This window comes from Propionibacterium acidifaciens, assembly GCF_003798325.1.
Lineage (GTDB): Bacteria > Actinomycetota > Actinomycetes > Propionibacteriales > Propionibacteriaceae > Propionibacterium > Propionibacterium acidifaciens.
Genome location: NZ_CP033719.1, coordinates 2,949,190 through 2,973,220, shown reverse-complemented (window position 1 = coordinate 2,973,220; position 24,031 = coordinate 2,949,190). Strand labels below are relative to the sequence as shown.

The following is a 24,031-nucleotide window of genomic DNA, read 5'->3' as shown; positions in this document are numbered from 1 at the left end:
GGCCCCGGGACGGCCCGGCCTGCGCGCGTCACTGCTTCAGGCGGTACGCGTCGTAGACGCCCGAGACCTTCCGGATCGTCGCCATGACGTGGTGCAGGTGCACGGGGTCGCTCGACTCGAAGGTGAGCCTGATCTTCGCCAGGTGGTCCTTGGTGACGTTGACCGCCGCCGAGGTGATGTTGACCTGCTGATCGGCCAGGGTGCGGGTGATGTCGGCTAGCGTGCCGGGGCGGTCGAGCGCCTCGACCTGGATGCTGACCAGGTAGCCGCTGGAGACGTCCGGCGCCCAGCTGACCTCGACGATGCGCTCGGGGTGCGTCAGCAGGTTCGCGGCGTTGGTGCAGTCGCGGCGGTGCACCGAGACGCCCTGCTCGCGCGTGACGAAGCCGAGGATCTCGTCGCCGGGCATCGGGGTGCAGCACTTGGCGAGCTTGACCCACATGTCGGCGTCGCCCTCGACGACGACGCCGGTGGTGCCCCTGCCGGCCCGATGCCGGCGCCGTTCCCCCTCGACCTTGGGAAGGATCGCCGCCTCCTCGAGGCCCTCCCCGACGGCCTCCTCCATCCCGCCCTCGGCGGCGATGAGGCGCGCGACGGCGCCGGGGGCGCCCACGTTGCCCTCGCCGATCGCCGCGTAGAGCGAGTCGACGTCGGGCAGCCGGAAGCTGTCGGCCACCTCGGTGAGGTGCTCGATGGTGAGCAGGCGCTGCACCGGCACGCCGGCGCGGCGCAGCTGCTTGGCGAGCGCGTCCTTGCCCCGGTCGATGGCCTCCTCGCGGCGCTCGCGGGTGAAGTAGGAGCGGATCTTGCTCTTGGCCCGCGGGCTCACGACGAAGTTCAGCCAGTCGCGGCTGGGGCCGGCGTTCTCGGCCTTCGAGGTGAGGATCTCGACGAGGTCCCCGTTCGACAGCTTGGACTCGAGCGGGACCAGCTTGCCGTTGACGCGGGCGCCGATGCAGTGGTGACCGACCTCGGTGTGGATCGAGTAGGCCAGGTCGACCGGCGTGGAGCCCTGTGGCAGGGCCAGTACGTCGCCCTTCGGGGTGAAGACGTAGACCTCGGAGGTGGCCAACTCGAAGCGGAGGGTGTCGAGGAACTCCTCGGGGTCCTTCTCCTCCCGCGTCCACTGGTTGAGCTGGTGCACCCAGGCCAGGTCGGTGCCCTCGGGGTCGACATTGCCGCTGGCCTTGTTGGGGTGCTCCTTGTACTTCCAGTGGGCCGCAACGCCGTACTCGGCGCGGCGGTGCATGTCGTGGGTGCGGATCTGGAACTCGACCGGGTGCATGTCGGGGCCCATGACCGTCGTGTGCAACGACTGGTACATGTTGAACTTCGGCATGGCGATGTAGTCCTTGAAGCGGCCGGGCAGCGGGTTCCAGTGCGTGTGGATGACGCCGAGCACCGCGTAGCAGTCGCGGACCGTGTCGACGAGGATGCGCAGACCGACCAGGTCGTAGATGTCGTTGAAGTCGCGGCCCCGCACGACCATCTTCTGGTAGATCGAGTAGTAGTGCTTCGGGCGGCCGTAGACGACGGCCCCGCCCAGCCCGGCCTCCCCCAGGTAGTCCTTGACGAGGTCGATGACCTCGCGCAGCTGCTGTTCGCGCTTGGGGGCGGCCTGGGCCACCAGGCGCACGATCTCGTCGTAGACCTTGGGCTGGAGGGTCGAGAAGCACAGGTCCTCGAGCTCCCACTTGATGGCGTTCATGCCGAGCCGGTGGGCCAGGGGCGCATAGATCTCGAGGGTCTCGCGGGCGATGCGGTTCTGCTTGTCGGGGCGCAGGAAGCCGAGGGTGCGCATGTTGTGCAGGCGGTCGGCCAGCTTGATGACGAGGACGCGGATGTCGCGGCTCATCGCGATGACCATCTTCCGGACGGTCTCGGCCTTCGCGGAGGCGCCGTACTGCACCTTGTCGAGCTTGGTGACCCCGTCGACGAGTGCGGCGATCGTCTCGCCGAAGTCGGCCGTGAGCTGCTCGAGCGTGTAGCTGGTGTCCTCGACGGTGTCGTGGAGCAGGGCCGCGCACAGCGTCGGTTCGGTCATGCCCAGCTCGGCGAGGATCGTCGCGACGGCGAGCGGATGGGTGATGTAGGGATCGCCGCTCTTGCGCGTCTGGCCTCGGTGGTAGTGCTCGGCGGTGCGGTAGGCGCGCTCGATCATGCCCAGGTCGGCCTTCGGGTGGTTGACCCGTACGACCGAGAAGAGCGGGTCGAGCACCGCCAGCTGCGGGTTCTTGGAGCTCGCGCCGAGCCGGGCGATGCGCTGGCGCATGCGGCGCCTCGGCTGCTCGGGGCCCGAGTTCACCCGTTCCAGCGCGCCGACGGAGACCGGGGACGAGGGTGCTCCGTTCTCGCCCCGGCCGTAGGGCCCGTAGACTCCCTCGCTCCCGCTCGTCATGGTGAAGCCCCTTCGCTGTCTCGGTGCGCCAATCTTAGTGCGACGACGGGACGGCCCCGCGTACGCCGCCGCCGGGGCGCCCCGGGTCCGGACAGCGGGTTCAGAAGGCCAGCAGCGAAGAGAACGAATCAACGCCCTGGGCGGCGAGGTGCTCCCGTCCCCCCAGGTCCTTGAGTTCGAGGACGGTCTCGGTGTGGGCCAGGACCGCCCCCTCGCGCAGCACGAGCCGGGCAGCCGCGCCGAGGGTGCCGCCGGTGGCGAGCAGGTCGTCGATGAGCAGCACCCGCTGGCCCGGCTCGAGGGCGTCCTGGTGGATGCTCAGCGAGCTGGAGCCGTACTCAAGGTCGAAGCTCTCCTCGTAGACGGGCGCGGGCAGCTTGCCAGGCTTGCGGATCGGCACGAAGCCGATGCCCAGCCGGACGGCGATCGGGGCGCCGAACAGGAAGCCGCGCGAGTCGACGCCGGCCACGACGTCGACCGGGCGGGGGATCCGGTCGACGAGCTCGTCGATCGTCTCGCCGAGGCCCACCGGATCGGCCATGAGCGGGGTGATGTCGCGGAAGACGATGCCCGGCCTGGGGAAGTCTGGGACCGTGCGGACGAGCGCCTCAATACGGTCGACCCTGGTCTGGTTCGCTGCCATCGGTCATTTCTTCCGCTGGGAGCGGGTGGTGCGGGTCGGCTGGGCGCGGCCCGCCGAGTTCCGCCGATCGAGCCCCGAGCCGCCGGACCGGCGGGTCCGGCCCTGCTTCCCGGACGATCCGCTCCGCCCGCCGCCGGTCCCCCGGGCCTTCCTCTCGTCTGCGCGGGACTTCCTCTCGTCGGCGCGGGTCCGCTCCCCATCATCGGTACGGGGCCGCTCCTCGTCGGTCGTGAAGGGCGCGGAGTCCTCGCTCACGGTGGCCGCGCTGACGGTCCCGTCCACCTCGGTCGTGGCGATGGTGACGCGGGTCCTGCTCCGCTTGGCGCGATTGGCGAGGGCGGCGCGGTGCTTGACCATGTCGGGCTGGTGCTCGCGCAGCTGGCTGAACAGCGGCGTGGCGATGAAGATCGACGAGTAGGCGCCGGTCACCATGCCGAGCAGCAGCGCCAGGCCGAGATCGGCGAGGGGACCGTCACCGCCCATGAAGACGACGCCGGCGACGAGCAGGGCCAGGACCGGCAGGACGCCGAGCAGGGTCGTGTTGATCGACCGGACGAGCACGTCGTTGATGGCGCTGTTCGCCGCCTGCGAGAAGGTGCGCCCCTGCTTGGTGATGTCCGTCGTGTTCTCGCGCACCTTGTCGAAGACGACCACCGTGTCGTAGAGCGAGTAGCCGAGGATCGTGAGCAGGCCGATGAGCGTGGCCGGCGTGAAGGTGAAGCCGATGAGGGCGTAGAGGCCGACGGTGATGACGAGGTCGTGGGCCAGCGCGATGAGCGCCGACACCGACATCCGCCAGTTCCGGAAGAAGATCCAGATCATCACGCCGACGAGGACGAGGAAGACGACGAGCGCCTGGATGGCCTTCACCGTGATCTGGGAGCCCCACGAGGGCCCGATGAGCTGGTAGTTGATGCTCTCGGAGGAGACGCCGACCTGCTCGGCGAGCGCCTGGCGCATCTGGACGACCTCGTCGGTCGACAGGCTGCGGGTCTGGACGCGGACCGAGCCGCCGCCGACCGTGGTCACCTGCGCGTCGGAGACATCGGACACGCCCGAGCCCTCGGCGGCCGAGCGGATCCGCCCGACGGTGCCGTCGTCGACCTGGGAGACCGGCACGGTGAAGACCGAGCCGCCCTTGAACTCGATGCCGAGGTTCAGACCGCGGACCGCGATGGCCAGGAACGAGACGACGATCATCGCGATGGCGATGGTGTACCAGAGCCTGCGGCGGCCCACGAAGTCGATGGAGAACCGACTGGTGTAGAGCTTGTGGAAGAAGCCGTTTCCGGAGGCCTTCTCGGAGGTCCTCGGCGCATCCTTCGTCGCTGCGGCGGTGCTCATCACGCCTCCTTCGGATCGGTGGACGGCTTCGACCCGCCGGAGGGCCGTCGCCCGCCGGTGCGCCGACCGGAGTGCGTGCGGCGGCGACCGATGAGCGAGGCCCGGGTGACGCCCAGGTGCTCGGGCTCGAAGCCGCTGAATCGGCTGCCCTGGCCGAAGAAGCGGGTGCGGCCGAGCAGCGTGACGAGCGGATGGGTGAAGAAGAAGACGATGAACAGGTCGATGGCCGTCGTCACGCCGAGGGTGAAGGCGAAGCCCTTGACCGTGCCCATCGCGAGGAAGAACAGCACGACGGCGCTCAGCAGCTGGACGGCGTCGGCCATGACGACGGTGCCGCGGGCCTTCGTCCAGCCGCTCTGGATCGAGTGCGCCAGCGAGTGGCCGTCGCGGATCTCGTCCCTGATGCGCTCGAAGTAGACGATGAACGAGTCGGCGGTGACGCCGATGGCCACGATCGCGCCGGCGATGCCGGGAAGGTTCATGGCGAAGCCGACGGTCGTGCCGAGCAGGACCAGCGTGGCCCACGTGATGACGGCCGCCGCGACGAGCGAGCCGGTCACGACGATGCCGAGGCCGCGGTAATAGACGAAGCTGTAGAGGAGCACGAGCGCCAGGCCGATGGCGCCGGCGATGAGGCCGGCGGTCAGCTGGTCGCCGCCGAGGGTCGGCGAGACCGTGTCGACGCTGGAGACGTCGAAGGAGATCGGCAGGGCGCCGTACTTGAGCTGGTTGGCCAGCGTCGTGGCGGTGTCCTGGTTGATGCCACCGCCGCTGATCTGCGCGGAGCCCGAGGTGATGGCCTCGGAGGCCTGCGGGGCCGAGATGACCTTGCCGTCGAGGACGATGGCGAACTCGTTGAGCGGGCTCTGCTGGGTGGCCAGACGGCTGGTGGCCTGGCCGAACTGGTCCGCCCCCGTCGAGTCGAAGTCGAGGTTGACGACCCAGGAGACCTCGTTCTGGGGGATGCCGGCGGTGGCGTCGGTGACGTTCTCGCCGGAGATGAGCACGGGGCCGAGGAGGTACTTGTACTGGCCGTCCTCGCTGCAGGCGAAGAGGGGCTGGTCCTCGACGTCGGGCGTCGCCGTGCCGCAGTCCCAGGCCATGAAGTCGCTGTAGTCCTGCGAGCTCGGCGTCCAGGCGAGCCGGCCGGCGAAGTCGGCGGGGCCCTGGCCCGCGGCGCTCGAGCGCGGCGTCGGCGTGGGGGACGGCGAGACGGGCAGCTCGGGCAGGACGCGCCCGGCCGGGGTCTGCCCGTCGGTGGCCTCGCCGGCCGGCTGGCCCGACTGGTCGGCCGGAGCGCTCTGGTCGCCGCCCGTGGTGCCCGAGGCGTCCCCGGACTGGGACTGGGACTGCTGCTGGGCGGCGGAGGCGCTGTAGTCCATGTAGTAGACGTTGCGGAAGGCCAGTTTGGCCGTCGTGCCGACGAGGTCGACGAGCTCGTCGCCGCTCACGTTCGGGACGGAGACCTCGATCTGGCGATCGCCCTGGAGGGTGACCGAGCTCTCACCGACGCCGAGCGAATCGACGCGGTTCTGGATGATCGTGCGGGCGGTCTCCAGGTTGTCCTTCGTCGGCGCCGAGCCGTCGGCGTTGTTCTCGGCCGTCAGCGTGATGGTCGTGCCGCCGCGCAGGTCCAGGCCGAGCCGGGGCGTCCACGTCCTGGTGAGCGCCATCATGGCGTACAGGAGGACGAGGATGAGCCCGAAGGCCCCCAGTCGTTTCCAGGGTGAGTAGGAAGTGGTGGTTCGAGCGGCCATTGATCGGGCTCTCCAACGGTGTCGGTTCAGGTGTCAGTTCTGATCGTTCTCGGCGTCCTCGGTCGCGGCCCGGGCGGTCGCGGCCTCGTCCGCGGCGCCGTCTTCGTGCTCGGCATCATCCGCCCTCGGCCGGGGCGGCCTGCTCCTCGGAACCGGCCCCGTCCGGCTCCGCGGACTCGTCGGGCTGCGCCCCGGTCGCCTCGTCGGGCTCGGTGGACTCGGTCGCGTCGTCGACGGGCCCGCCGTCGGTGAACTCGAACTCCTCGTCCTCGGGCCGCACGATCTTGTTGATGGCCTGCTTGAGGACGGTGATGTCGACGCCGGGGGCCAGCTCGATGACGGCCTGGGTCTCGCCGGTGGCCCGGACGGTGCCGAACACGCCGCTCGTGAGCATGACGCGCGTGCCCTCGTCCATGCGGTTGAGCATCTCGCGCTGCTTGTCCATCTGCTTCTTCTGGGGACGCATCACCATGAAGTACATGAGGGCGAACACCACCACGATCAGGATGAGGAGAGTGCCACTACCCATTGCATTCCTTACGTCGTCGAGCCGTGCCCCGATGGCACGCCGTGGCGAGTTTACCGGTTCAGTCCGGTCGATCCCATCAGGGCACGGCCTGCGAACGCTTTCCCAGGGCCCGGACGGGCCCGTGCGGGCGTGCGGGGTTCAGGGGAACAGGCCCTCCCGGGCGCCCTGCGGCGGGTTCAGGCCCAGGTGGGCCCAGCCGGCGGCCGTCGCGACCCGTCCGCGCGGGGTGCGCATGAGGAAGCCCTGGCGCACGAGGAAGGGCTCCGCGACCTCCTCGACGGTCTCGGTCTCCTCGCCGACGCTGATCGCCAGCGTCGACAGGCCGACCGGGCCGCCGCCGAACTTGAGGCAGATCGCCTCGAGCACGCCCCGGTCGAGACGGTCCAGGCCGAGCTCGTCGACCTCGTAGAGCTCCAGCGCCGCCACGGACAGCTCCTCCGTCACCCGTCCCCCGTTGTTGACCTGGGCGTAGTCGCGCACCCGGCGCAGCAGCCGGTTGACGATGCGCGGCGTGCCGCGCGAGCGCGAGGCGACGACCCGCGCCGACTCGTCGTCGAGGTCGAAGCCGAGTTTGACGGCCGAGCGCTTCGCGATCTCGGCGAGGTCCTCGACCTCGTAGTAGTCGAGCTGGGCGGTGAAGCCGAAGCGGTCGCGCAGCGGTCCCGGCAGCAACCCGGCGCGGGTCGTCGCGCCGACGAGCGTGAAAGGCGGGATGTCGATCGGGATGGCCGTGGCGCCCGGGCCCTTGCCGACGACGACGTCGACGCGGAAGTCCTCCATTGCGAGGTAGAGCATCTCCTCGGCCGGCCGGGACATGCGGTGGATCTCGTCGAGGAAGAGCACCTCGCCGGCGACGAGCCCGGACAGGATGGCCGCCAAGTCGCCGGCGTGCTGGATCGCCGGGCCTGAGGTGATGTGCAGCGGCACGCCCATCTCCGCGGCGATGATCATGGCGAGCGTCGTCTTGCCCAGCCCCGGGGGCCCCGAGAGGAGGACGTGGTCGGGCACCGCGCCGCGGTGCCGGGCGGCGGCCAGGACGAGGCCGAGCTGCTCGCGCACCCGCGGCTGGCCCTCGAACTCGACCAGGCTGGACGGGCGCAGCGCCGCCTCGGCGGCGCGCTCGGCCGGCTCGGCCTGCGGACTGACCGGTGAGTACTCCATGATCAGGCCAGCCTAGAGGCAGGAACGGCGCACGGGCCCGACGGACCCGCGCCCGCACCGGAGCCGAACGGTGCCGCGCTCATGCGCGGGCCAGCGATGCGAGGGCGGCCTTCATGAGCGTCGAGACCGAGGGCATCGGCTCGGACTCGGCGAGCCCGGCGACCGCGTCGGCGGCGGTCTCGGCGTCCCTGCTCGACCAGCCGAGGGACTCCAGCCCCTCGCAGACCTGCTCGCGCCAGGGCTGGGCGCCGGCCGTCGGGACGGTGGGCGGGTCCTCGACGCCGAGCGCCGCGACCCGGTCGCGCAGCTCGAGGATGATCTTCTGGGCGCCCTTGCGGCCGATGCCCGGCACCTGCGTGAGCTGGCCCAGGTCCTCCGAGTGCACCGCTGCGACGAGCTGGCCCGGGCTCAGCACGCTCACGATGGCCAGCGCCAGCTTCGGGCCGACCCCGGAGGCCGACAGGCACAGGGCGAAGCACTCGCGCTCGTCGCGCTCGGCGAAGCCGTACAGGCTCATGTCGTCCTCGCGGACGATCATGGCGGTGTGGAGCAGGGCCTCGCCGCCGACGCGCAGCATCGCGGTGGTCCTCGGGGTCGTGCCGATGCGCAGCCCGAGCCCGTTGACGTCGACGACGACCCAGGTGGCGCCGATGGCGGCGACAGTCCCGTGCACCTGGGCGATCATGAGGCCCTCCTCCTGGCCGCGACGGCCTGCGCGTACCTGTTCTCGACTCCCCCGCGCCACAGCTGGGTGACGGCCAGCGCCACGGCGTCCGCCGCGTCGACGGGCCGCGGCGGCCCGTCGAGGCCGAGGATGCGGGCGACCATGGCGCCCACCTGCTTCTTGTCGGCCTGACCCGAGCCCGTGATGGCGGCCTTCGCCTCACTGGGGCTGTGCAGTTCGACGGGCGTGTCGTGCCGGGCGCCGATGAGCATGGCGATGCCGACCGCCTGCGCGACCCCGGCGACCGAGTGCAGATTGTGCTGGGCGAAGACCCGCTCGATCGAGATCGTCCCGGGCCGGTAGCGGTCGTACCAGGCGGTGAGGCCCTCCTCGAGGCGCAGCAGGCGGAACTCGTGGGGCAGCCCCGGGCTGGTGCGCACGACGCCGACGGCGACGAGCGTCGGCCGCACGCCGGGGCGTCCCTCGACGACGGCGACCCCGCACCGGGTCAGGCCCGGGTCGACTCCCATGACACGCACTGGCGCTCCTCCGCATCCGGGCCGCTGGGCCCCGGACCCCCGCCGGGGCGGACGGCGCCCCGCCGGGATGATCCGAACATCAGTTCGATGTGCGAGTCTACCCGTGCGGGGCGCCGCACCGGCCCGGAACACTCCAGCGGCTCACTCCTGCTCCGCGAGGGCCTCCTCAACCTGCGGTGAGTACTCGGCGTTGCTGTAGACGTTCTGCACGTCGTCGAGGTCCTCCACGGCGTCGATGATCCTCTCGAGCTTCGTCGCCTCGTCGACGTCGTCGACCGTCTGGTTGAAACTGGCGACGAAGCTGACCTCGGCCGAGTCGTAGTCGAGGCCGGCGGCCTGGACGGCCTTGCGCACCTCGACCAGGTCGTTCGGGTCGCAGACGAGCTCGAAGACGTCGCCCTGGTCCCGGAGGTCCTCGACGGCCGCGTCGATGGTCGCCTCGAGGAGCTGGTCCTCGTCGACGGTGCGCTCGACGCTCCTGCGCCCCTCCTCGACCTCGAAGGTCCTGGGGACGGTGACGATGCCCTTGCGATCGAACAGGCGCTGCACCGAGCCGCCGTCGGCCATGGTGGCGCCGTTGCGGGTGACGGCCGTGCGGACGTCGGCGACGGCGCGGTTGCGGTTGTCGGTGAGGCACTCGATGAGGATGGCCACGCCGGCGGGCCCGTAGGCCTCGTACATGATCTCCTCGTAGCTGACCGCGTCGGCGCCCTCGCCGGAGCCGCGCCTGACGGCCCGGTCGATGTTGTCGTTGGGGACCGAGTTCTTCTTGGCCTTCTGGATCGCGTCGTACAGGGTCGGGTTGCCGGCGGGATCGCCGCCGCCCACGCGGGCCGAGACCTCGACGTTCTTGATCAGCTTGGCGAAGAGCTTGCCCCGCTTGGCGTCGATCGCCGCCTTCTTGTGCTTCGTGGTGGCCCACTTGGAGTGACCGCTCATACGCAGATCCCCTCTTGTCCTGACTCGTTCGGCTGCTCGTGCACTGCTCGTGCCCATCGGCGGCGCGCACCGTCGGCGGCGTCGCAAACCCTGCCGATTCTACCCACTGCCGTCCACGGCCCGGCCCGGCGGCGCGGACCGGGACGGCCCTACCGGCCGCGCCTGACCAGGAGCTCCTCGTAGCTGCTCGTGCGCCCGTAGACGATGAGGCGCTCGGTGGCCACGAAGCCCATCGAGTTGAAGTAGTCCTCGGCGGCCTGCGGCACGACCGTGTCGACGCCGATGCCGGCGCTGTCGAGCCCGGCGGCGACGAAGCCGTGCATCGAGGCGATCATGAGAGCGCGGCCGATGCCCTTGCCGTGGCACCAGGGGCACACGCCGATGCGCTCCGTCCAGCCCTCGGAGACCTCGTCCTCGTAGGCACGGTTGATGACGTAGCCGACGACGCGCCCGTGCGGGGCGTCCGCGTGGCTCGGCTCGGGCTTGTTCACGATGGCCAACCAGGACAGGCGGGCGCGGGCGCCCTCGGAGTTCAGGGAGCGCTCCCAGTCCTCGCGGCTCGTCTCCCCGGCGCCGGGACGCGCGGAGAAGGCCTCGTTGTGGGCGGCGCGGGCCTGCTCGGAGTAGCGCTCGTCGAAGGGCACGATCGTCACCTCGGGCGGGACGACGAGCTCCGGCAGCTCGGTGCCGGTCAGGTCGCGGTGCATGTCGAACTGCCAGCGCTCGGGCACGAGGCCGGCGCCGACCATCGAGCCGGTGAGGCCGATGCGCTTCTCGTCGACGAGCGAGCCGATCCACAGCGGCCCGGTCCCCTCGTCGTGGACGTAGAGGTACCACTGCTCGGCGCGGGCGATGAGCCACAACGAGAGGTTGTGGCGGATCCCCTGGTGACGCCATGCGGGATGGACGCCGACGTCGAACCAGACCTTCGGCGCCGCCGGATCGGACAGGTCGGGGTGGTTCCACCCGTAGGCGACGATCCGGCCGCTCTTCTCGCGCCCGACGACCGCGTGGTGACTGGCGTGGGCGCCCGGGCGCTCCCAGTCGGCGACGAGGTCCTCGTAGCCCATGGTCTGCACCGGGTCGTCGTAGTACTCCATGGCCGCGCGCAGCTCGGCGAGCTCGGGCAGGTCGTCGAAGCTCAGGAAGCTCCAGTCGAGCAGGTCGTCGACGAAGGTCTCCGTCCACTCCGGGGTCATCGGGCCACCGCCAAGGCATCGGGAAGGGTGAACTTTCCGATGTACAGGGCGGTGCCGATGATGGCTCCCTCGACGCCCTGGCCGACCATGGCGCGCAGGGCCCGCACGTCGTCGAGCGAGGAGATGCCGCCGGAGGCGACGACCGGGGCGTCGGTGTGGGCGCAGACGGTGGCCAGCAGCTCTAGGTTGGGCCCCGACAGCATGCCGTCGGAGGAGACGTCGGTGACGGCGTAGCGCGCGCAGCCGGCGGCGTTCATCGTGTCGAGGGTGTCGAGCAGCTCGCCGCCCTCGGACACCCAGCCCCGCGCTGCGAGTCTGGTGCCGCGCACGTCGAGCCCGATGGCGATGCGGTCGCCGTGGGCCCTGATGACCTCGGCGCACCAGCCCGGGTCCTCGAGCGCAGCGGTGCCGATGTTGACGCGGCGGCAGCCGGTGGCCAGGGCGCGCTCAAGACTCGCGTCATCACGGATGCCGCCCGACAGCTCGACGTCGACGTCGAGCTCACCGATGACGTCGGCGAGCAGCTCGGCGTTCGAGCCGCGGCCGAAGGCCGCATCGAGGTCCACCAGGTGCAGCCAGCTCGTGCCGGCCTCCACCCAGCGCTTGGCGGCCTGGTGCGGGTCGCCGAAGACCTTTCCGGAGCCGGCCACCCCCTGGACCAGCTGGACCGCCTGTCCGTCCTTGACGTCGACGGCGGGAAGGAGCTGCAGGGCCTCGCTGTGTTCAGTGCTCACGGATGAAACCCTAGCCCACCGGCCGGGCCGCGCCCATGGCATCGCGGCCCGCTCACGGCCCTTCGACGATGTCCAGCCAGTTGCGCAGCAGGCGGGCCCCGGCCCGGCCCGACTTCTCGGGGTGGAACTGGGTGGAGCAGACGGGCCCGCGTTCGGCGGCGGCCACGCAGCGGTCGCCGCCGTGCTCGACCCAGCTCGTGAGCGCGCCGTCCGGTGCGGTGTGGGCGGCGTAGGAGTGGACGAAGTAGAAGCGCTCGGACGCCAGGCCCGCGAACAGGCGGCTGCCGGGGGCGGCCTCGACGAGGTTCCAGCCCATGTGCGGCAGGCGGCGACTCGTGAGCGCGGTGACGACGCCGTCGAAGACGCCGAGGCCGGCCCTCGTCCGGCCGTGCTCGTCGCCCGAGTCGAACAGCACCTGGTGCCCGACGCAGATGCCCAGCAGCGGCCGCGACACGGCCGCCCACGCGCGGACGAGGTCCGCTCCCCCGCCGGCCTCGAGTTCGTCCATGCAGGCCTCGAAGGCCCCGACGCCGGGCACGACGAGGCCCCGGCAGTCGGCGAACCCGTCGGGGCGCGATGACAGTCTCACCCGGGCGCCGGCGGCGTCGAGGGCCCGGCAGGCCGAGTGGAGGTTGCCAGAGCCGTGGTCGAGGACGCCGACCAGCGGCCGGTCCCCGCTCACAGCAGGCCCTTGGTGCTCGGGACGCCCTCGACGCGGGGATCGGGCTCGACGGCGGCGCGCAGGGCCCGGGCGAGGGCCTTGAACTGGGCCTCGACGATGTGGTGCGGCTCGCGGCCGGCCAGAAGGCGCAGGTGCAGGCAGACGCCGGCGTTGAGGGCCAGCGCCTCCATGACGTGATAGGTCATCGACCCCGGGTACAGGACCCCGTCCCCGCCGATGCGGGCGGTGACCTGCGACTCGGGTTCGCCGCTGCACACCGCGTAAGGACGGCCCGCGACGTCGACGACGGCCTGGGCGAGCGCCTCGTCGAGGGGGACGAGGGCGTCGCCGAAGCGGCGGATGCCGGCCTTGTCGCCGAGCGCCTCGCGCAGTCCCCGCCCGATGGCGATGGCGGTGTCCTCGACGCCGTGGTGGCCGTCGACCCATGTGTCGCCGGACGTCGTGACGTCGAGGTCGATGAGCGAGTGCCTGCTCAGGGCGGTGAGCATGTGGTCGTAGAAGCCCACCCCGGTGCTGATGCGCGAGACGCCGGTGCCGTCCAGGTCGAGGCTGACCTGGACGTCGGACTCACTCGTGACGCGGTGAACGCTCGCGGTGCGGCTCATGGTCGTCCTTTCCGGATGCTGTGGGCGGTGCGTGCTGCGGTGCTCAGCGGACCAGGACGCCCGGGCGGGCGAGGATCGGCCCGATGGCCTCGCGGAAGGCCCTCATCTCGTCGGGGGTGCCGGCGTTGAGGCGCAGGAAGCCCTCTGGGCCGACCTCCCGGACGAGGACGCCGGCGTCGAGGATCTCCTGCCACACGCCATGGCGGTCGGCGAACCGGCCGAACAGGATGAAGTTCGACTGGCTGGGCACGACCTCGAGGCCGGCCCGGCGCATCCACTCCTGCATGCCCTGGCACTCCTCGCGCAGGGCCTGCACCTGGGCGAGCATCTCGCCCCTGTGCGCCAGGGCGACGCGCGCAATGGCCTGGGTCTGCGCGCTCATGTGGTAGGGCAAGCGCACGATGCGGCAGGCGTCGACGACCGCGGGCGCGGCGGCGAGGTAGCCGACGCGTCCGCCGGCCAGGGCGAAGGCCTTGGACATCGTGCGCGTGACGATGAGCCGTCCGAAGCGGGCCAGCAGGGCGAGGGAGGAGTCCTCGGGCACCTCGGTGAACTCCTGGTAGGCCTCGTCGACGACGACGAGGCAGTCGACCCGCTCGCAGACCTCCTCGATCACCTTGACCGGGGTGAGCGTGCCCGTCGGGTTGTTGGGCGTGGTGATGAGCAGGACGTCGGGCCGGTGCTCGGCGACGGCCGCCGTGACGAGCTCGGCGTCGAGGGTGTGGTCCTCGCGGCGCGGGGCGGTGACGTAGCGGGTGTGCGTGTTGCGCGCGTACTCGGGGTACATCGAGTAGGTGGGAGTGAAGCTCAGCACCGTGCGGCCGGGCCCGCCGAAGGCCTGGAGGATGTGCGTCATGACCTCGTTGGATCCGTTGGCGACCCAGATGTTCGAGCTGTCGAGCCCGAAACCGAGGTAGGCGGCCAGGTCGGCCCGCAGCGCCAGGGCCTCGCGGTCGGGGTAGCGGTTGATCGAGCCGGCTGCCCGCTCGACCTCCCGGGCCATGTGGGCCCTCGCCCGCGCGCTGGGCGGGTAGGGGTTCTCGTTGGTGTTGAGGCGCACCGGCACGTCGAGCTGGGGGGCGCCGTAGGGCTCCGCACCGACGAGCTCGGGCCGCAGCGGCAGCTCGGCGAGGCTGATCCCCGGGCCTGGGGTCCGCGCGGTCCTGCTCATGAGGGCACCTGCTCCCCGGTGCGCACCGCGATGGCGTTGGCGTGGCCTGGAAGGTTCTCGGCGTGCGCGAAGCGCTGGACGGTCTCGCCGAGATCGGCCAGGGCCTGCGACGTGTAGTCGACGACGTGCACCGATCTCATGAAGCTGCGCGCGGTCAGCCCGGACGAGTAACGGGCCGCGCCCCCGGTCGGCAGGACGTGCGTGGATCCCGCTGAGTAGTCGCCCAGCGGCACCGGCACGGAGCCGCCGACGAAGACGGCGCCGGCGTTGCGCACGCGCGCGGCGAGCCCGGCCGCGTCGGCGGTCTGGACCTCGAGGTGCTCCGGCGCGTAGTCGTCGGTGACGGCCAGGCCCTGCTCCATGTCGTCGACGAGGACGACGCCGGACTGCTCGCCGGTCAGCGAGACGCGCAGCCGCTCGGCGGTGTCGAGCTGCTCGACCTGGGCCGCGAGCTCCGTCTCGACCCCCCCGAGCAGGTCCGGCGAGTCGGTGACGAGCACGGCGCCGGCCATCGGGTCGTGCTCGGCCTGGCTGATGAGGTCGGCTGCGACGCACCGCGGATCGGCGGTGCCGTCGGCGAGGACGAGGATCTCCGTGGGGCCGGCCTCCGCGTCGATGCCGATGAGGCCCCGCAGGTGCCGCTTGGCGGCCACGACGTAGATGTTGCCGGGCCCGGTGACCATGTCGACGCGGCGGCACAGCTCGGGGACGCCGTAGGCGAACATGGCGATGGCCTGGGCACCGCCCACGGCGTAGACCTCGTCGACGCCGAGAAGGGCGCACACGGCGAGGATGGTCGGGTGCGGCAGACCGCCGTACTCGGCCTGCGGCGGGGTGGCGACCGCCACCTTCCCGACGCCGGCGACCTGGGCGGGCACGACGTTCATGAGGACGGTGGAGGCGAGCGGGGCCAGACCGCCGGGCACGTACAGCCCGACGCGGCCGACGGGGACCATGCGGTTGCCGACGACGGCGCCCGGGGCGACCTCGACGCTGCGGTAGGCCTCCTCGGTCTCGATGGTCTCGGCGACGAGACGGCGCCTGCGGATCGACTCCCCGATGGCGGCGCGCAGCCGGGGGTCGAGGCCGTCGAGCGCGGCGCGGAGGGCCTCGTCGGGAACCCTCAGGTGCTCGGGGACGACGTGGTCGAACTGCTCGGCGAAGCGCAGCAGGGCCTCCCGTCCCTCGTCCCGGACCGCCCGGCAGAGGGGTTCGACGGCGGTCAGCGCGCGCTCCACGTCGAACGAACCGCGCGGCAGCACGGCAGTGTAGTCGTCCAACCGCCGCCCGCGCACATCAATGATCCGCAGCATGCCGTCAAGCCTAGCCGCGGAGCCCCGGTACGGTGGCCCCGCGCGCCGCGGGTGAGACCCTCCGCACCGGGATGGTGGAATGGGGCGGTGGTCCCCCAGATCTTCATCGGCGCCGGCACGGTCATCAACGTCTCGTCGATCATCGTCGGCTCGACGATCGGTCTGCTCGTCGGCCAGCACCTCCCGCAGGACTCCCGCCGGGCCATCACCACCGTGCTGAGCCTCGTCGTCATCGTCATCGGCGCCGAGTCCGGCACGGCCTTCTCCGACGCCGCCCTCGCCGAGGTCGTCGGCGACTTCGGCATGGTCGTCGTCATGCTCTCCCTCGTCATCGGCACGCTCATCGGACGGGCGCTGCGTCTCGAGGAGCGGCTGGAGTCGCTCGGCCGGTGGGGCCGGCGCGCGATCGCGCGGATGCGCCGGAAGGATGCCTCCTCGGGTGCCGGGGACGAGCTGGAGGGCTTCGTCACCGCGGTCCTCATCTTCTGCGTCGGCCCGCTGGGCCTGCTCGGCGCGCTCCAGGACGGCCTGGGCAACGGGCCGAGCCAGCTGTGCATCAACGCCGTCCTCGACGGCTTCACCTCGATCGCCCTCGCCTCGTCGTACGGAATCTCCGTCATGGGCTCGGCCGCCGTGCAGCTCGTATACCTGGGCACGGTCACGCTCATCGGCCACCTGGTCGGCGGCATGCTGCCCGACGCCGAGCTCGCCGCCCTCGACTCGGCCGGAGGGATCATCCTCCTGTCCTTGGGCCTCACGATGACCGGGATCAGGAAGCTGCCGGTCGTCGACGTACTGCCCGCGCTCGTCCTGGCACCTGCCGCCGTGTGGCTCGTCTCGCTGCTGTGAGCCCTCCACCGCGGGCGCGCGCCGCGGGCCCGTCCGCGCCGGCGCGCATCAGCCGCTGCCGGCCCCCCTGCCGCCCCGGTCACCGCCGATCCTCGTCCAGCGCGAGAAGCGCAGCAGCCGGTGCCCGCTGCCGGTGCGGCCCTCCTCGGACCAGCGCGGCAGCTGTTCCTGCTCCGTCCCGTCGGCCGGCTCCTCGTCGGCGGCGAGGCGCTCGCGCACGCGCGGGTCGTCGGTGTCGTGGGTGAGAGAGCTGTAGACGAGCACCGGGACGACGGCGGCGAAGGGCCAGACGACCCAGGCCGTCGGGGTCGTGAGGGCCAAGTCGCGCATGACGGTCTCGCCCGCCGCCGCGCCGGCCAGGCGCTCGTCGAAGTCGTGCGGACCGATGACGGACGCGAAGCTCACGGCGACGAGCGCGCACAGGCCGGCGCCGAGGACGGCGAAGAGGACGACCGGCCAGCCCGCCCCCTTGAACCACTGCCAGGCGCAGATGCCCAGGACGAGGCCGGCGACGAGTCCGATCATGATGAAGGCGGCGTCGGGGCCGAAGTTCTGCACAGCCGCCGTGTTCGTCGTCGTGACGGTGCCGTCGGAGGTGACGGTGACCGACTGCAGCGGCGCCACCAGGTACCACACGAGGCCGGCCAACAGGCCGACGACGACGATGAGCCCCGCGTAGAGCGCGGTGCGGAGCCAGTCGCGGCGACTGATGTGCGGGCGCCACAGGCTCACGCGGTGGAGCCCTGGCGTCGGATCGTCGACGGCCTGCTGCGGCCCGGTCGTCTCGATGGACGCGACGACGGCGGGCATGACGCCGCCCTGCGCGGGCTGCTGCTCGGTCACGACGCGCCCCCTCCTCACTGCTCGGTGGACGATCCCCAGGGTATCGGCCCGGCCGGTCAGACCGCGATGCAGCGCGGGCCGAGCAGCGCCTTGAGGTCTGCGATGAGCGGCTGCTCGTTGCTCACCCGCAGCGAGTCGGAGAGCCGCATGAGCATGCTCTTGTCGGGGCCGAGCAGTTTGACGCGCACCTCGGTGCCGCCCGGGTGGGCGGTGAGCACCTGGCGCAGATCCTGGATCACCGGCGGGATGCATCGCACGACGGGCATCTGGATCGTCACCGGGCCGTCGGCGCTCATGCGCACCTCGGGCACGGTGAGCTCGTTGGCCTGCATCTCGATGGACTCGTCCTTGTTCGTGATGCGGCCGCGGATGCGCACGACGGTGTCCGGCACGAGCTGGGTGAGGCAGGTCTGGTAGACCTTCGGGAAGATGAGCACCTGGACGCTGGCGTCGAGGTCCTCGATGGTGACGGTCGCCCAGAAGGCGCCCGACTTCGACTGCCGGCGCTGGACCTGGGTGATCATGCCGCAGATCGTCTCGACGTGTCCGTCAAGGTCGGCGCCGGACTCGACGAGGGCGCCGATGCCGACGGAGCTCTCGGCGCCGAGCACGTGCTCGAGGCCGTGCAGCGGATGGTCCGAGACGTACAGGCCGAGCATCTCGCGCTCGAAGGCCAGTTTCGTACGCTTGTCCCAGTCGGGGACCTCGGGGACCGTGCGCGACAGCGCGGTGTCGGCGTCCTCGTCGCCGCCCAGCAGGTCGCCGAAGAGGTCGTCCTGGCCGTTGGCCTGGTTGCGCTTGAGGTCGATGACGCCGTCGACGGCGCCCTCGAAGACCTCCATGAGGGCGCGCCGGGAGCGGCACATCGAGTCGAAGGCACCCGCCTTGATGAGCGACTCGATGCAGCGCTTGTTGCAGACGCTCAGCGGCACCTGGTCGAGGAATTCGTAGAAGTCCTCGGCGGGGCCGTGCTCGGTGCGGGCCCCGACGATGCCGGCGACGACGGACTCGCCGACGTTGCGAATGGCGCCCAGCCCGAAGCGGACGTCCTCGCCGACGGCCGTGAACTCGTTCTGCGAGGCGTTGACGTCCGGCGGCAGCACCCTGATGTGCTGAGCGCGCATGTCGGTCAGGTAGAGGGCCATCTTGTCCTTGTCGTCGCCGACGCTGGTCAGCAGCGCGGCGCCGTACTCGGCCGGATAGTTCGCCTTGAGGTAGGCCGTCCAGTAGCTCACGAGCGCGTAGCCTGTGGCGTGCGACTTGTTGAAGGCGTAGCCGGCGAACGGCACCATGACGTCCCACAGCGCCCTGATCGACTCGTCCGAGTAGCCGTTGGCGCGCATGCCCTCCTGGAAGGGCGTGAAGTTCTGGTCGAGGATGTACTTCTTCTTCTTGCCCATCGCCCTGCGCAGCAGGTCGGCGCTCCCGAGGGTGTAGCCCGCGAGCTTGCGGGCGATCGCCATGATCTGCTCCTGGTAGACGATGAGGTGGTAGGTGGGAGCGAGGATCTCGTCGAGGTCCTCCTTGAGCTCGGGGTGGATCGGGATGATCGGCCGGCGGCCGTTCTTGCGGTCGGCGTACTCGATGTGGGCGTTGGCGCCCATCGGCCCGGGCCGGTAGAGGGCCAGGACGGCGATGATGTCGTCGAAGACTGTGGGGCCCATCTGGCGCAGCAGGGCCCTCATGGCCGTACCGTCGAGCTGGAAGACCCCGAGGGTGTCGCCACGGGCCAGCAGCTCGTAGGTCGCCTTGTCGTCGAGGGGCAGGGTCGTCAGGTCGACGTCCTCGCCCCGGTTCTGCCTGATGATCTTCAGGCAGTGGTCCATGATGCCGAGGTTGCGCAGCCCCAGGAAGTCCATCTTCATGAGGCCCATCTCCTCGAGCTGAGGGTAGGCGAAGCCGGCGATGATCATGCCGTCCTTGTCCCGCTTGTGCATGGGAACGAGGTCGAGCAGCTTCTCGCTGGACAGGATGAAGGCGCAGGCGTGCACGCCGGTACCGCGGATGAGGCCCTCGAGGCCCTTGCCGGTGTCGACGACGCGGTGGACGTCGGGGTCGGCCTCGTAGAGCTCGCGGAACTCGGCGCCCTCGGCGTAGCGCGGGTGGTCGGGGTCGAACAGTTCGTTGAGCGGGACGCCCTTGCCCATGATGTCCGGCGGCATGGCCTTGGTGATCCTGTCGCCGAGGCTGAAGGGGTAGCCGAGGATTCGGTTGGCGTCCTTGACGGCGGCCTTGGCCTTGATCGTGCTGAAGGTGTTCACCTGGCTGGTGTACTCGGCGCCGTACTTCTCGGTGACGTACTCGATGACCTTGTCGCGCTGGCGGTCGTCGAAGTCGAGGTCGATGTCGGGCGGGTTGACGCGCTCGGGGTTGAGGAAGCGCTCGAACAGCAGGTCGTGCTCGAGGGGGTCGATGGCGATGATGTCGGTGAGGTAGGCGATCATCGAGCCGGCCGCCGAGCCCCGGCCCGGGCCCACGGGCACGCCCATCCTGCGGGCGGCGTCGCAGATGTCGGAGACGACGAGGAAGTACGAGCTGAAGCCGAGCGGCTCGATGGTGGCGAGCTCGGTCCGCACGCGGTCGAGGACCTCCTGGCGGGGGTGGTCGCCGTAGTGCTTCTTGAGACCGGCCCGGATCTTCTTGCGCAGCCAGCTCTCCTGCGTCTCGCCGTCGGGCACGTCGAACTGGGGCATGCGGTCGACGTGGGCGAAGACCTCGTCGTAGGACTCGATCATCTCGGTGAGGCCCAGGGTGTTGTCGGCGGCCTCGGCCGGGAACAGCGCCCGCATCTGCTCGTTCGTCTTGATGAAGTAGCCCGAGCCGTTGAAGCGGAAGCGGTTGGGGTCGTCCTTGTTGCGGCCCACTCCGACGCACAGCAGGTTGTCGTGCGCGTCGGCCTGGTCCTCGGTGACGTAGTGGGAGTCGTTGGTGGCCAGCAGTGGCAGGCCGAGCCGCTTGGCCAGGCGCAGCAGGTCGTCGCGCACCTCGTGCTCGATGGGGACGCCGTGGTCCATGAGCTCGCAGTAGTAGTTCCCCTTGCCGAAGATCTCCCGGTAGGCGGCCGCGGCCTCGCAGGCCTGCTCGAACTGGCCCAGCCGCAGCCTCGTCTGCACCTCGCCGGAGGGGCAGCCGGTGGCGCCGATGACGCCCTCGGCGTGCTCGGCGATGAGCTCGCGGTCCATGCGGGGCTTCATGTAGTAGCCCTCGTAGCTGGCCAGGGAGCTGAGCTTGAACAGATTGTGCAGGCCGGTGGGATCGCGCGCCCACAGGGTCATGTGCGTGTAGCGCCCGCCGCCCGAGACGTCCTTGCCACCCTCGACCACCGGGTCGCCCGAGTCCCGTCCGGCGCCCCAGAACTCCTGCTTGCGCGAGAAGCGGGTGCTCGGGGCCACATAGGCCTCGATGCCGATGATGGGCTTGACGGCCGGGTTCTGGGTCCCGTCGTACTTCTTGGCGGTCTGGAAGAACTCGTAGGCGCCGAACATGTTGCCGTGGTCGGTCATGGCCACGGCGGGCATGCCCTGACGGGCGACCTCGGCGAACAGCTTCGCATTGCTCGCGGCGCCGTCGAGCATCGAGTACTCGGTGTGCACGTGCAGATGGACGAAGTTGCTCCTGCTCATGTCGCTCCCCTCAGCGCGGCCGGTCACGGCGGTCCGCTTCAGGCTACTCGGGTCCGGCGCACGGGCACGAGCGACGGCGCCCGCGAGCCCGTGATCCAGCCTCGAACGCTCCGGCGCCGGGCCGTCTCCGCCACGCCCCTGGTTCCGCGCTGCCGCGATGCACCGGTCCGCCCGCCGGACGGCGGCCCGGAGCCCGGCTCGACACCTCGACACTTGATAGTTGAGTCAGATGGGCTCAATATTGAGTCATCGCTTCTCACTCAGGAGTTCCCATGAGCACCACCGGAATGCGCGTCCCGGGACGGAGCGAGGGCCGTCCTCCGTACCCCCGGCCCGCCGAGCGTGGCTGGCGCATCTGCCTGGGCACCGGCGTCACCGCTGCGGCGGCCGGTCTCGCCTGCATGATCTGGCCCGGCCACTCGATCGATGCGCTCGTGCGTCTCATCGCTCTCGCCCTGCTCGTCCAGGCCATCGGCTCGATCGTCACCGGCCACCGCTCGCGCGGCCTCGCCGGCTCGGGCACGATGATCCTGTCCGGGGTCCTCCTGGGGCTGGTCGCCGCATTCATGGCCTGGCACCCGGGCCTGACCGGCGAGCTCATCATCGTCGCCGTGGGCGGCGCGATCCTCGTGGCCGGCCTCACGGCGGCCTGGCTCGGCACCGTCCTGCGCGGCTGGCTGGGCAGCACCCGCTGGCTCCAGATCGGCGGCCTCGTCGGCGCCGTCATCGGTCTCGTCTTCCTCGTGCACCCGCACTTCGGCGCCGCCGCCATGGGCGTCCTCATCGGCGTCGTCATGGTTCTGTTCGGCGCCGGACTCATCGCGCTGGCGCTGCGGCTGCGCCGCTGGCACACCGGCCCCCCGGCGGCGCAGGACCCGACCGAGGTCGTCATCGAGGGCGACGTCGAGGAGTGAACGGGCCGGCCGGCGCCCAGCCCGGCGCGACGGGGCCCGGGGGGCGGACCGGCAGTAGTGTGGTGCGGATCCGCAGACCGTCCGAGCCGGTGCGCCGACGCCGGCTCCCGATGAGGGAGCAGCCCGTGATGAATGACCAGCGCGCCAGGGACGGCCAGCGCCGCTGGGGACAGCCGGAACCGGTCGGGCTCCCCACGACCGACGGAGCGGTCTCGGTGCGGCTGTACGACGCGGGCGAGCAGGTGCACCCCGAGGGCGTCAGCGGACTGAACGGCGTCCTGCCCTATCTCGATCAGCACCCCGAGCACATGGCGCTCGTCGCGTACACGGACCCCGGCCAGCGTCAGATCCGCGAGCTCGGCGCGGCGCTCGGACTGCACCCGCTGCTCGTCGAGGACCTCCTCAAGGGCCATCAGCGCCCCAAGCTGGAGCGCTACGAGGACACCCTGTTCATGGTCGTCGAGCCGACCTTCTACCTGGACGACATCGAGGACGTCGACGTCGCCGAGGTGCACGTGCTCAAGCGCGAGAACATGATCGTCATGCTCGTCCGCCCCACCCCGCACGGCATGGTCTGGGCCGGCCCCACCCTGGACTACCGTCCCCAGTTCCTGTCGCTCGGCACCGAGGCGCTGCTCTACGGCATCCTCGACAGCGTCGTCGACACGGCCTTCCCCGTCGTGCGCGGCGTCCAGACAGATCTGGGCCAGATCGAGCGCCAGGTGTTCAGCGGCGACACCGCGGCGCCCGAGCGCATCTACCGGCTGGGCCGCGAGACGATGGACCTGCAGCAGGCCGTCGCCCCGATGTCCGACATCGTCGAGGCCCTGCGCGCCGGTTTCGACAGGCACGAGGTGGCCCACGAGCTGCGCGCCCACCTCGGCGACGTCGCCGACCACACCCGGCGGGTGGGGCTCCAGATCGACCAGGTCCGCGAGCTGCTCACGCAGATCCTCACGGTCAACGCCACGCTCACGGACCAGCGGCGCAACGACAACATGAAGACCGTCTCCTCGTGGGGCGCCATTCTCCTGTTCCCGACGCTCATCGGGTCGATCTACGGGATGAACTTCGAGGCGATGCCCGAGCTGCACTGGCGCTACGGCTATCCGATGGCCCTCGGCCTCATGGTCGTCTCGGCCGTGGTGCTCTACATCGTCTTCAAGCGGCGCGACTGGCTGTGAGCCCGCACGGACGGCTGGGCGCCGGTCGCCGGTCGTCATGCCCGGTCGAGCAGCTCCCCGAGTTCCGCGGCGAGGGCGGCGGGGTCGTGGTCGTCGATGAGCGACATCTGGAGGATCTGCGCGTAGATGAGGCTGACCATCACGTGGGCCCGTGCGGGCGCCCTCCGCTCGGCGGCGCGCCGGTCCGCGCCCTGCGCGGCCAGCCAGGCCGCGCAGTACTCACCCAGGGCGTCACGCGCCTGCTCGTACACGTCGTTCGCCGCATCCCTCACCTCCCGGTTCGACACCGCCTCGCCCCACACCTGGACGAGGAGCCCGGTGGGGATGTCGGCCGATGCGATGCGCGCCGCGATGAGACCGATGAGCTCGCTCGGCCGGGGCGGCGGCTCCGTCGAGGCCGCCGCCTCGACCTCGGCGAACAGCTCGCTGAAGGTCGTCCGGGCGACGTACGCGATGATCTCGTTCTTGCCCTTGAAGTGGTTGTAGATCGTGCCGGCGGAGAGCCCCGAGGCCTCGATGATGTTGGACATGGAGGTCAGGTGAATTCCGCGGAAGGAGAATTGGTCGATGGCGGCCCGGGCGATCCGGTCGCGCCGCGCCTGCATGTACTCACTGCTGACCCTCACCACGACAATCCTCACTCCAAGGAGACGAACCATTGAGGCTTGTTCACAACCTCAATGAACAAGGCTATGGCTAGGGGTTTCGTCTCTTGTTGGGCCTCCTGTGAACAAGCCTTGTTTCAAAGTACCAGAGCGGGGCGGCGGCGCATGCCGTACCCTGTGCCTCGGGACGATCCACCGAACAGCTCCCCCGATGACGTACCGGCAAAGACGGGATGGCTCTCGACCAGCCGGGCCCCTTTGACGCGCTCCCGTCGTGACCCTCGGCTCCCCGGCGTCACCCATCGAGAGAACTGCCGACTCCACCGGCCCCGGGT

General features: G+C 70.8%; 21 protein-coding genes. 3 read left to right on the top strand and 18 right to left on the bottom strand.

Annotated elements, in window-relative coordinates; genetic code table 11:
- Positions 1-28 precede the first annotated feature (28 nt).
- The 15 genes from EGX94_RS12765 to hisD form a co-directional block, all read right to left on the bottom strand.
- On the bottom strand, positions 29-2,398 hold the full coding sequence (locus EGX94_RS12765) for a RelA/SpoT family protein (protein ID WP_021797920.1): 2,370 nt from the start codon (positions 2,396-2,398) through the stop codon (positions 29-31).
- Between the two features lie 100 nt (positions 2,399-2,498).
- Positions 2,499-3,041: an adenine phosphoribosyltransferase gene (locus EGX94_RS12760; RefSeq protein ID WP_021797918.1), complete on the bottom strand. Its 543-nt coding sequence runs from the start codon at positions 3,039-3,041 to the stop codon at positions 2,499-2,501.
- Between the two features lie 3 nt (positions 3,042-3,044).
- Positions 3,045-4,385, bottom strand: coding sequence for a protein translocase subunit SecF (secF, locus tag EGX94_RS12755; protein WP_021797907.1), 1,341 nt, complete (start codon positions 4,383-4,385; stop codon positions 3,045-3,047).
- Positions 4,385-6,142, bottom strand: a complete 1,758-nt coding sequence (gene secD / locus EGX94_RS12750) for a protein translocase subunit SecD (RefSeq protein ID WP_123826391.1) — start codon at positions 6,140-6,142, stop codon at positions 4,385-4,387. The genes secF and secD overlap by 1 nt, the downstream gene beginning before the upstream one ends.
- 115 nt (positions 6,143-6,257) lie before the next feature.
- Positions 6,258-6,671 carry a preprotein translocase subunit YajC gene (gene yajC / locus EGX94_RS12745; protein WP_021796826.1) on the bottom strand — a complete coding sequence of 138 codons (414 nt, stop codon included), beginning with the start codon at positions 6,669-6,671 and terminating at the stop codon, positions 6,258-6,260.
- A 138-nt stretch (positions 6,672-6,809) separates the two neighbouring features.
- The gene (gene ruvB, locus EGX94_RS12740; RefSeq protein WP_192962711.1) at positions 6,810-7,838 is read right to left on the bottom strand and encodes a Holliday junction branch migration DNA helicase RuvB; all 1,029 of its coding nucleotides are present in this window, start codon (positions 7,836-7,838) and stop codon (positions 6,810-6,812) included.
- A 73-nt stretch (positions 7,839-7,911) separates the two neighbouring features.
- Positions 7,912-8,517 carry a Holliday junction branch migration protein RuvA gene (gene ruvA, locus EGX94_RS12735; protein WP_021796845.1) on the bottom strand — a complete coding sequence of 202 codons (606 nt, stop codon included), beginning with the start codon at positions 8,515-8,517 and terminating at the stop codon, positions 7,912-7,914.
- The gene (locus tag EGX94_RS12730; RefSeq protein WP_028706088.1) at positions 8,514-9,026 is read right to left on the bottom strand and encodes a crossover junction endodeoxyribonuclease RuvC; all 513 of its coding nucleotides are present in this window, start codon (positions 9,024-9,026) and stop codon (positions 8,514-8,516) included. Before EGX94_RS12730 ends, ruvA begins: the two co-directional genes overlap by 4 nt.
- Positions 9,027-9,176: 150 nt before the next feature.
- Positions 9,177-9,974: a YebC/PmpR family DNA-binding transcriptional regulator gene (locus EGX94_RS12725; protein WP_028706089.1), complete on the bottom strand. Its 798-nt coding sequence runs from the start codon at positions 9,972-9,974 to the stop codon at positions 9,177-9,179.
- Between the two features lie 149 nt (positions 9,975-10,123).
- Positions 10,124-11,173 (bottom strand): GNAT family N-acetyltransferase, encoded by a 1,050-nt coding sequence (locus tag EGX94_RS12720; protein ID WP_021796851.1) that lies wholly within the window; start codon positions 11,171-11,173, stop codon positions 10,124-10,126.
- On the bottom strand, positions 11,170-11,949 hold the full coding sequence (gene priA, locus EGX94_RS12715) for a bifunctional 1-(5-phosphoribosyl)-5-((5-phosphoribosylamino)methylideneamino)imidazole-4-carboxamide isomerase/phosphoribosylanthranilate isomerase PriA (RefSeq protein ID WP_081707321.1): 780 nt from the start codon (positions 11,947-11,949) through the stop codon (positions 11,170-11,172). The genes EGX94_RS12720 and priA overlap by 4 nt, the downstream gene beginning before the upstream one ends.
- A 10-nt stretch (positions 11,950-11,959) precedes the next feature.
- The gene (gene hisH, locus EGX94_RS12710; RefSeq protein WP_021796813.1) at positions 11,960-12,589 is read right to left on the bottom strand and encodes an imidazole glycerol phosphate synthase subunit HisH; all 630 of its coding nucleotides are present in this window, start codon (positions 12,587-12,589) and stop codon (positions 11,960-11,962) included.
- Positions 12,586-13,194 (bottom strand): imidazoleglycerol-phosphate dehydratase HisB, encoded by a 609-nt coding sequence (gene hisB / locus EGX94_RS12705; RefSeq protein ID WP_021796848.1) that lies wholly within the window; start codon positions 13,192-13,194, stop codon positions 12,586-12,588. The genes hisH and hisB overlap by 4 nt, the downstream gene beginning before the upstream one ends.
- Positions 13,195-13,237: 43 nt before the next feature.
- On the bottom strand, positions 13,238-14,365 hold the full coding sequence (locus EGX94_RS12700) for a histidinol-phosphate transaminase (protein WP_021796841.1): 1,128 nt from the start codon (positions 14,363-14,365) through the stop codon (positions 13,238-13,240).
- A complete protein-coding gene (gene hisD, locus EGX94_RS12695; protein ID WP_021796812.1) occupies positions 14,362-15,678 on the bottom strand; it encodes a histidinol dehydrogenase in 1,317 nt (438 codons plus the stop codon). The genes EGX94_RS12700 and hisD overlap by 4 nt, the downstream gene beginning before the upstream one ends.
- A gap of 87 nt (positions 15,679-15,765) precedes the next feature.
- Between hisD and EGX94_RS12690 the strand changes: the two genes are divergently transcribed.
- Positions 15,766-16,527: a DUF554 domain-containing protein gene (locus EGX94_RS12690; RefSeq protein ID WP_021796816.1), complete on the top strand. Its 762-nt coding sequence runs from the start codon at positions 15,766-15,768 to the stop codon at positions 16,525-16,527.
- Positions 16,528-16,575: 48 nt separating this feature from the next.
- On the opposite strand, the gene EGX94_RS12685 is transcribed toward EGX94_RS12690, so the two are convergent.
- Complete coding sequence (locus EGX94_RS12685; protein WP_021796831.1) at positions 16,576-17,370, bottom strand: hypothetical protein; 795 nt, start codon at positions 17,368-17,370, stop codon at positions 16,576-16,578.
- Positions 17,371-17,426: 56 nt separating this feature from the next.
- A complete protein-coding gene (gene dnaE / locus EGX94_RS12680; protein WP_021796843.1) occupies positions 17,427-20,993 on the bottom strand; it encodes a DNA polymerase III subunit alpha in 3,567 nt (1,188 codons plus the stop codon).
- Between the two features lie 272 nt (positions 20,994-21,265).
- Here dnaE and EGX94_RS12675 point away from each other — a divergent pair, with 272 nt between their 5' ends.
- Positions 21,266-21,907, top strand: coding sequence for an HdeD family acid-resistance protein (locus tag EGX94_RS12675; protein ID WP_043120583.1), 642 nt, complete (start codon positions 21,266-21,268; stop codon positions 21,905-21,907).
- Between the two features lie 128 nt (positions 21,908-22,035).
- Positions 22,036-23,091: a magnesium and cobalt transport protein CorA gene (locus tag EGX94_RS12670; RefSeq protein ID WP_081707320.1), complete on the top strand. Its 1,056-nt coding sequence runs from the start codon at positions 22,036-22,038 to the stop codon at positions 23,089-23,091.
- Positions 23,092-23,126: 35 nt separating this feature from the next.
- Here EGX94_RS12670 and EGX94_RS12665 read toward each other — a convergent pair whose 3' ends face one another.
- The gene (locus EGX94_RS12665; RefSeq protein ID WP_051383742.1) at positions 23,127-23,717 is read right to left on the bottom strand and encodes a TetR/AcrR family transcriptional regulator; all 591 of its coding nucleotides are present in this window, start codon (positions 23,715-23,717) and stop codon (positions 23,127-23,129) included.
- Positions 23,718-24,031: the final 314 nt, after the last annotated feature.

Excerpts from the sequence above, each read along its gene's own strand:
- yajC (WP_021796826.1), bottom strand. The coding sequence starts at position 6,671 with ATGGGTAGTGGCACTCTCCTCATCCTGATCGTGGTGGTGTTCGCCCTC.
- EGX94_RS12730 (WP_028706088.1), bottom strand. The coding sequence starts at position 9,026 with ATGGGAGTCGACCCGGGCCTGACCCGGTGCGGGGTCGCCGTCGTCGAG.
- hisB (WP_021796848.1), bottom strand. The coding sequence starts at position 13,194 with ATGAGCCGCACCGCGAGCGTTCACCGCGTCACGAGTGAGTCCGACGTC.
- ruvA (WP_021796845.1), bottom strand. The coding sequence starts at position 8,517 with ATGATCGCCCAGGTGCACGGGACTGTCGCCGCCATCGGCGCCACCTGG.
- EGX94_RS12725 (WP_028706089.1), bottom strand. The coding sequence starts at position 9,974 with ATGAGCGGTCACTCCAAGTGGGCCACCACGAAGCACAAGAAGGCGGCG.
- dnaE (WP_021796843.1), bottom strand. The coding sequence starts at position 20,993 with ATGAGCAGGAGCAACTTCGTCCATCTGCACGTGCACACCGAGTACTCG.
- EGX94_RS12760 (WP_021797918.1), bottom strand. The coding sequence starts at position 3,041 with ATGGCAGCGAACCAGACCAGGGTCGACCGTATTGAGGCGCTCGTCCGC.
- EGX94_RS12765 (WP_021797920.1), bottom strand. The coding sequence starts at position 2,398 with ATGACGAGCGGGAGCGAGGGAGTCTACGGGCCCTACGGCCGGGGCGAG.
- priA (WP_081707321.1), bottom strand. The coding sequence starts at position 11,949 with ATGCCATGGGCGCGGCCCGGCCGGTGGGCTAGGGTTTCATCCGTGAGC.
- EGX94_RS12720 (WP_021796851.1), bottom strand. The coding sequence starts at position 11,173 with ATGACCCCGGAGTGGACGGAGACCTTCGTCGACGACCTGCTCGACTGG.
- secF (WP_021797907.1), bottom strand. The coding sequence starts at position 4,385 with ATGAGCACCGCCGCAGCGACGAAGGATGCGCCGAGGACCTCCGAGAAG.
- EGX94_RS12675 (WP_043120583.1), top strand. The coding sequence starts at position 21,266 with ATGAGCACCACCGGAATGCGCGTCCCGGGACGGAGCGAGGGCCGTCCT.
- EGX94_RS12700 (WP_021796841.1), bottom strand. The coding sequence starts at position 14,365 with ATGAGCAGGACCGCGCGGACCCCAGGCCCGGGGATCAGCCTCGCCGAG.
- secD (WP_123826391.1), bottom strand. The coding sequence starts at position 6,142 with ATGGCCGCTCGAACCACCACTTCCTACTCACCCTGGAAACGACTGGGG.
- EGX94_RS12670 (WP_081707320.1), top strand. The coding sequence starts at position 22,036 with ATGAATGACCAGCGCGCCAGGGACGGCCAGCGCCGCTGGGGACAGCCG.
- hisD (WP_021796812.1), bottom strand. The coding sequence starts at position 15,678 with ATGCTGCGGATCATTGATGTGCGCGGGCGGCGGTTGGACGACTACACT.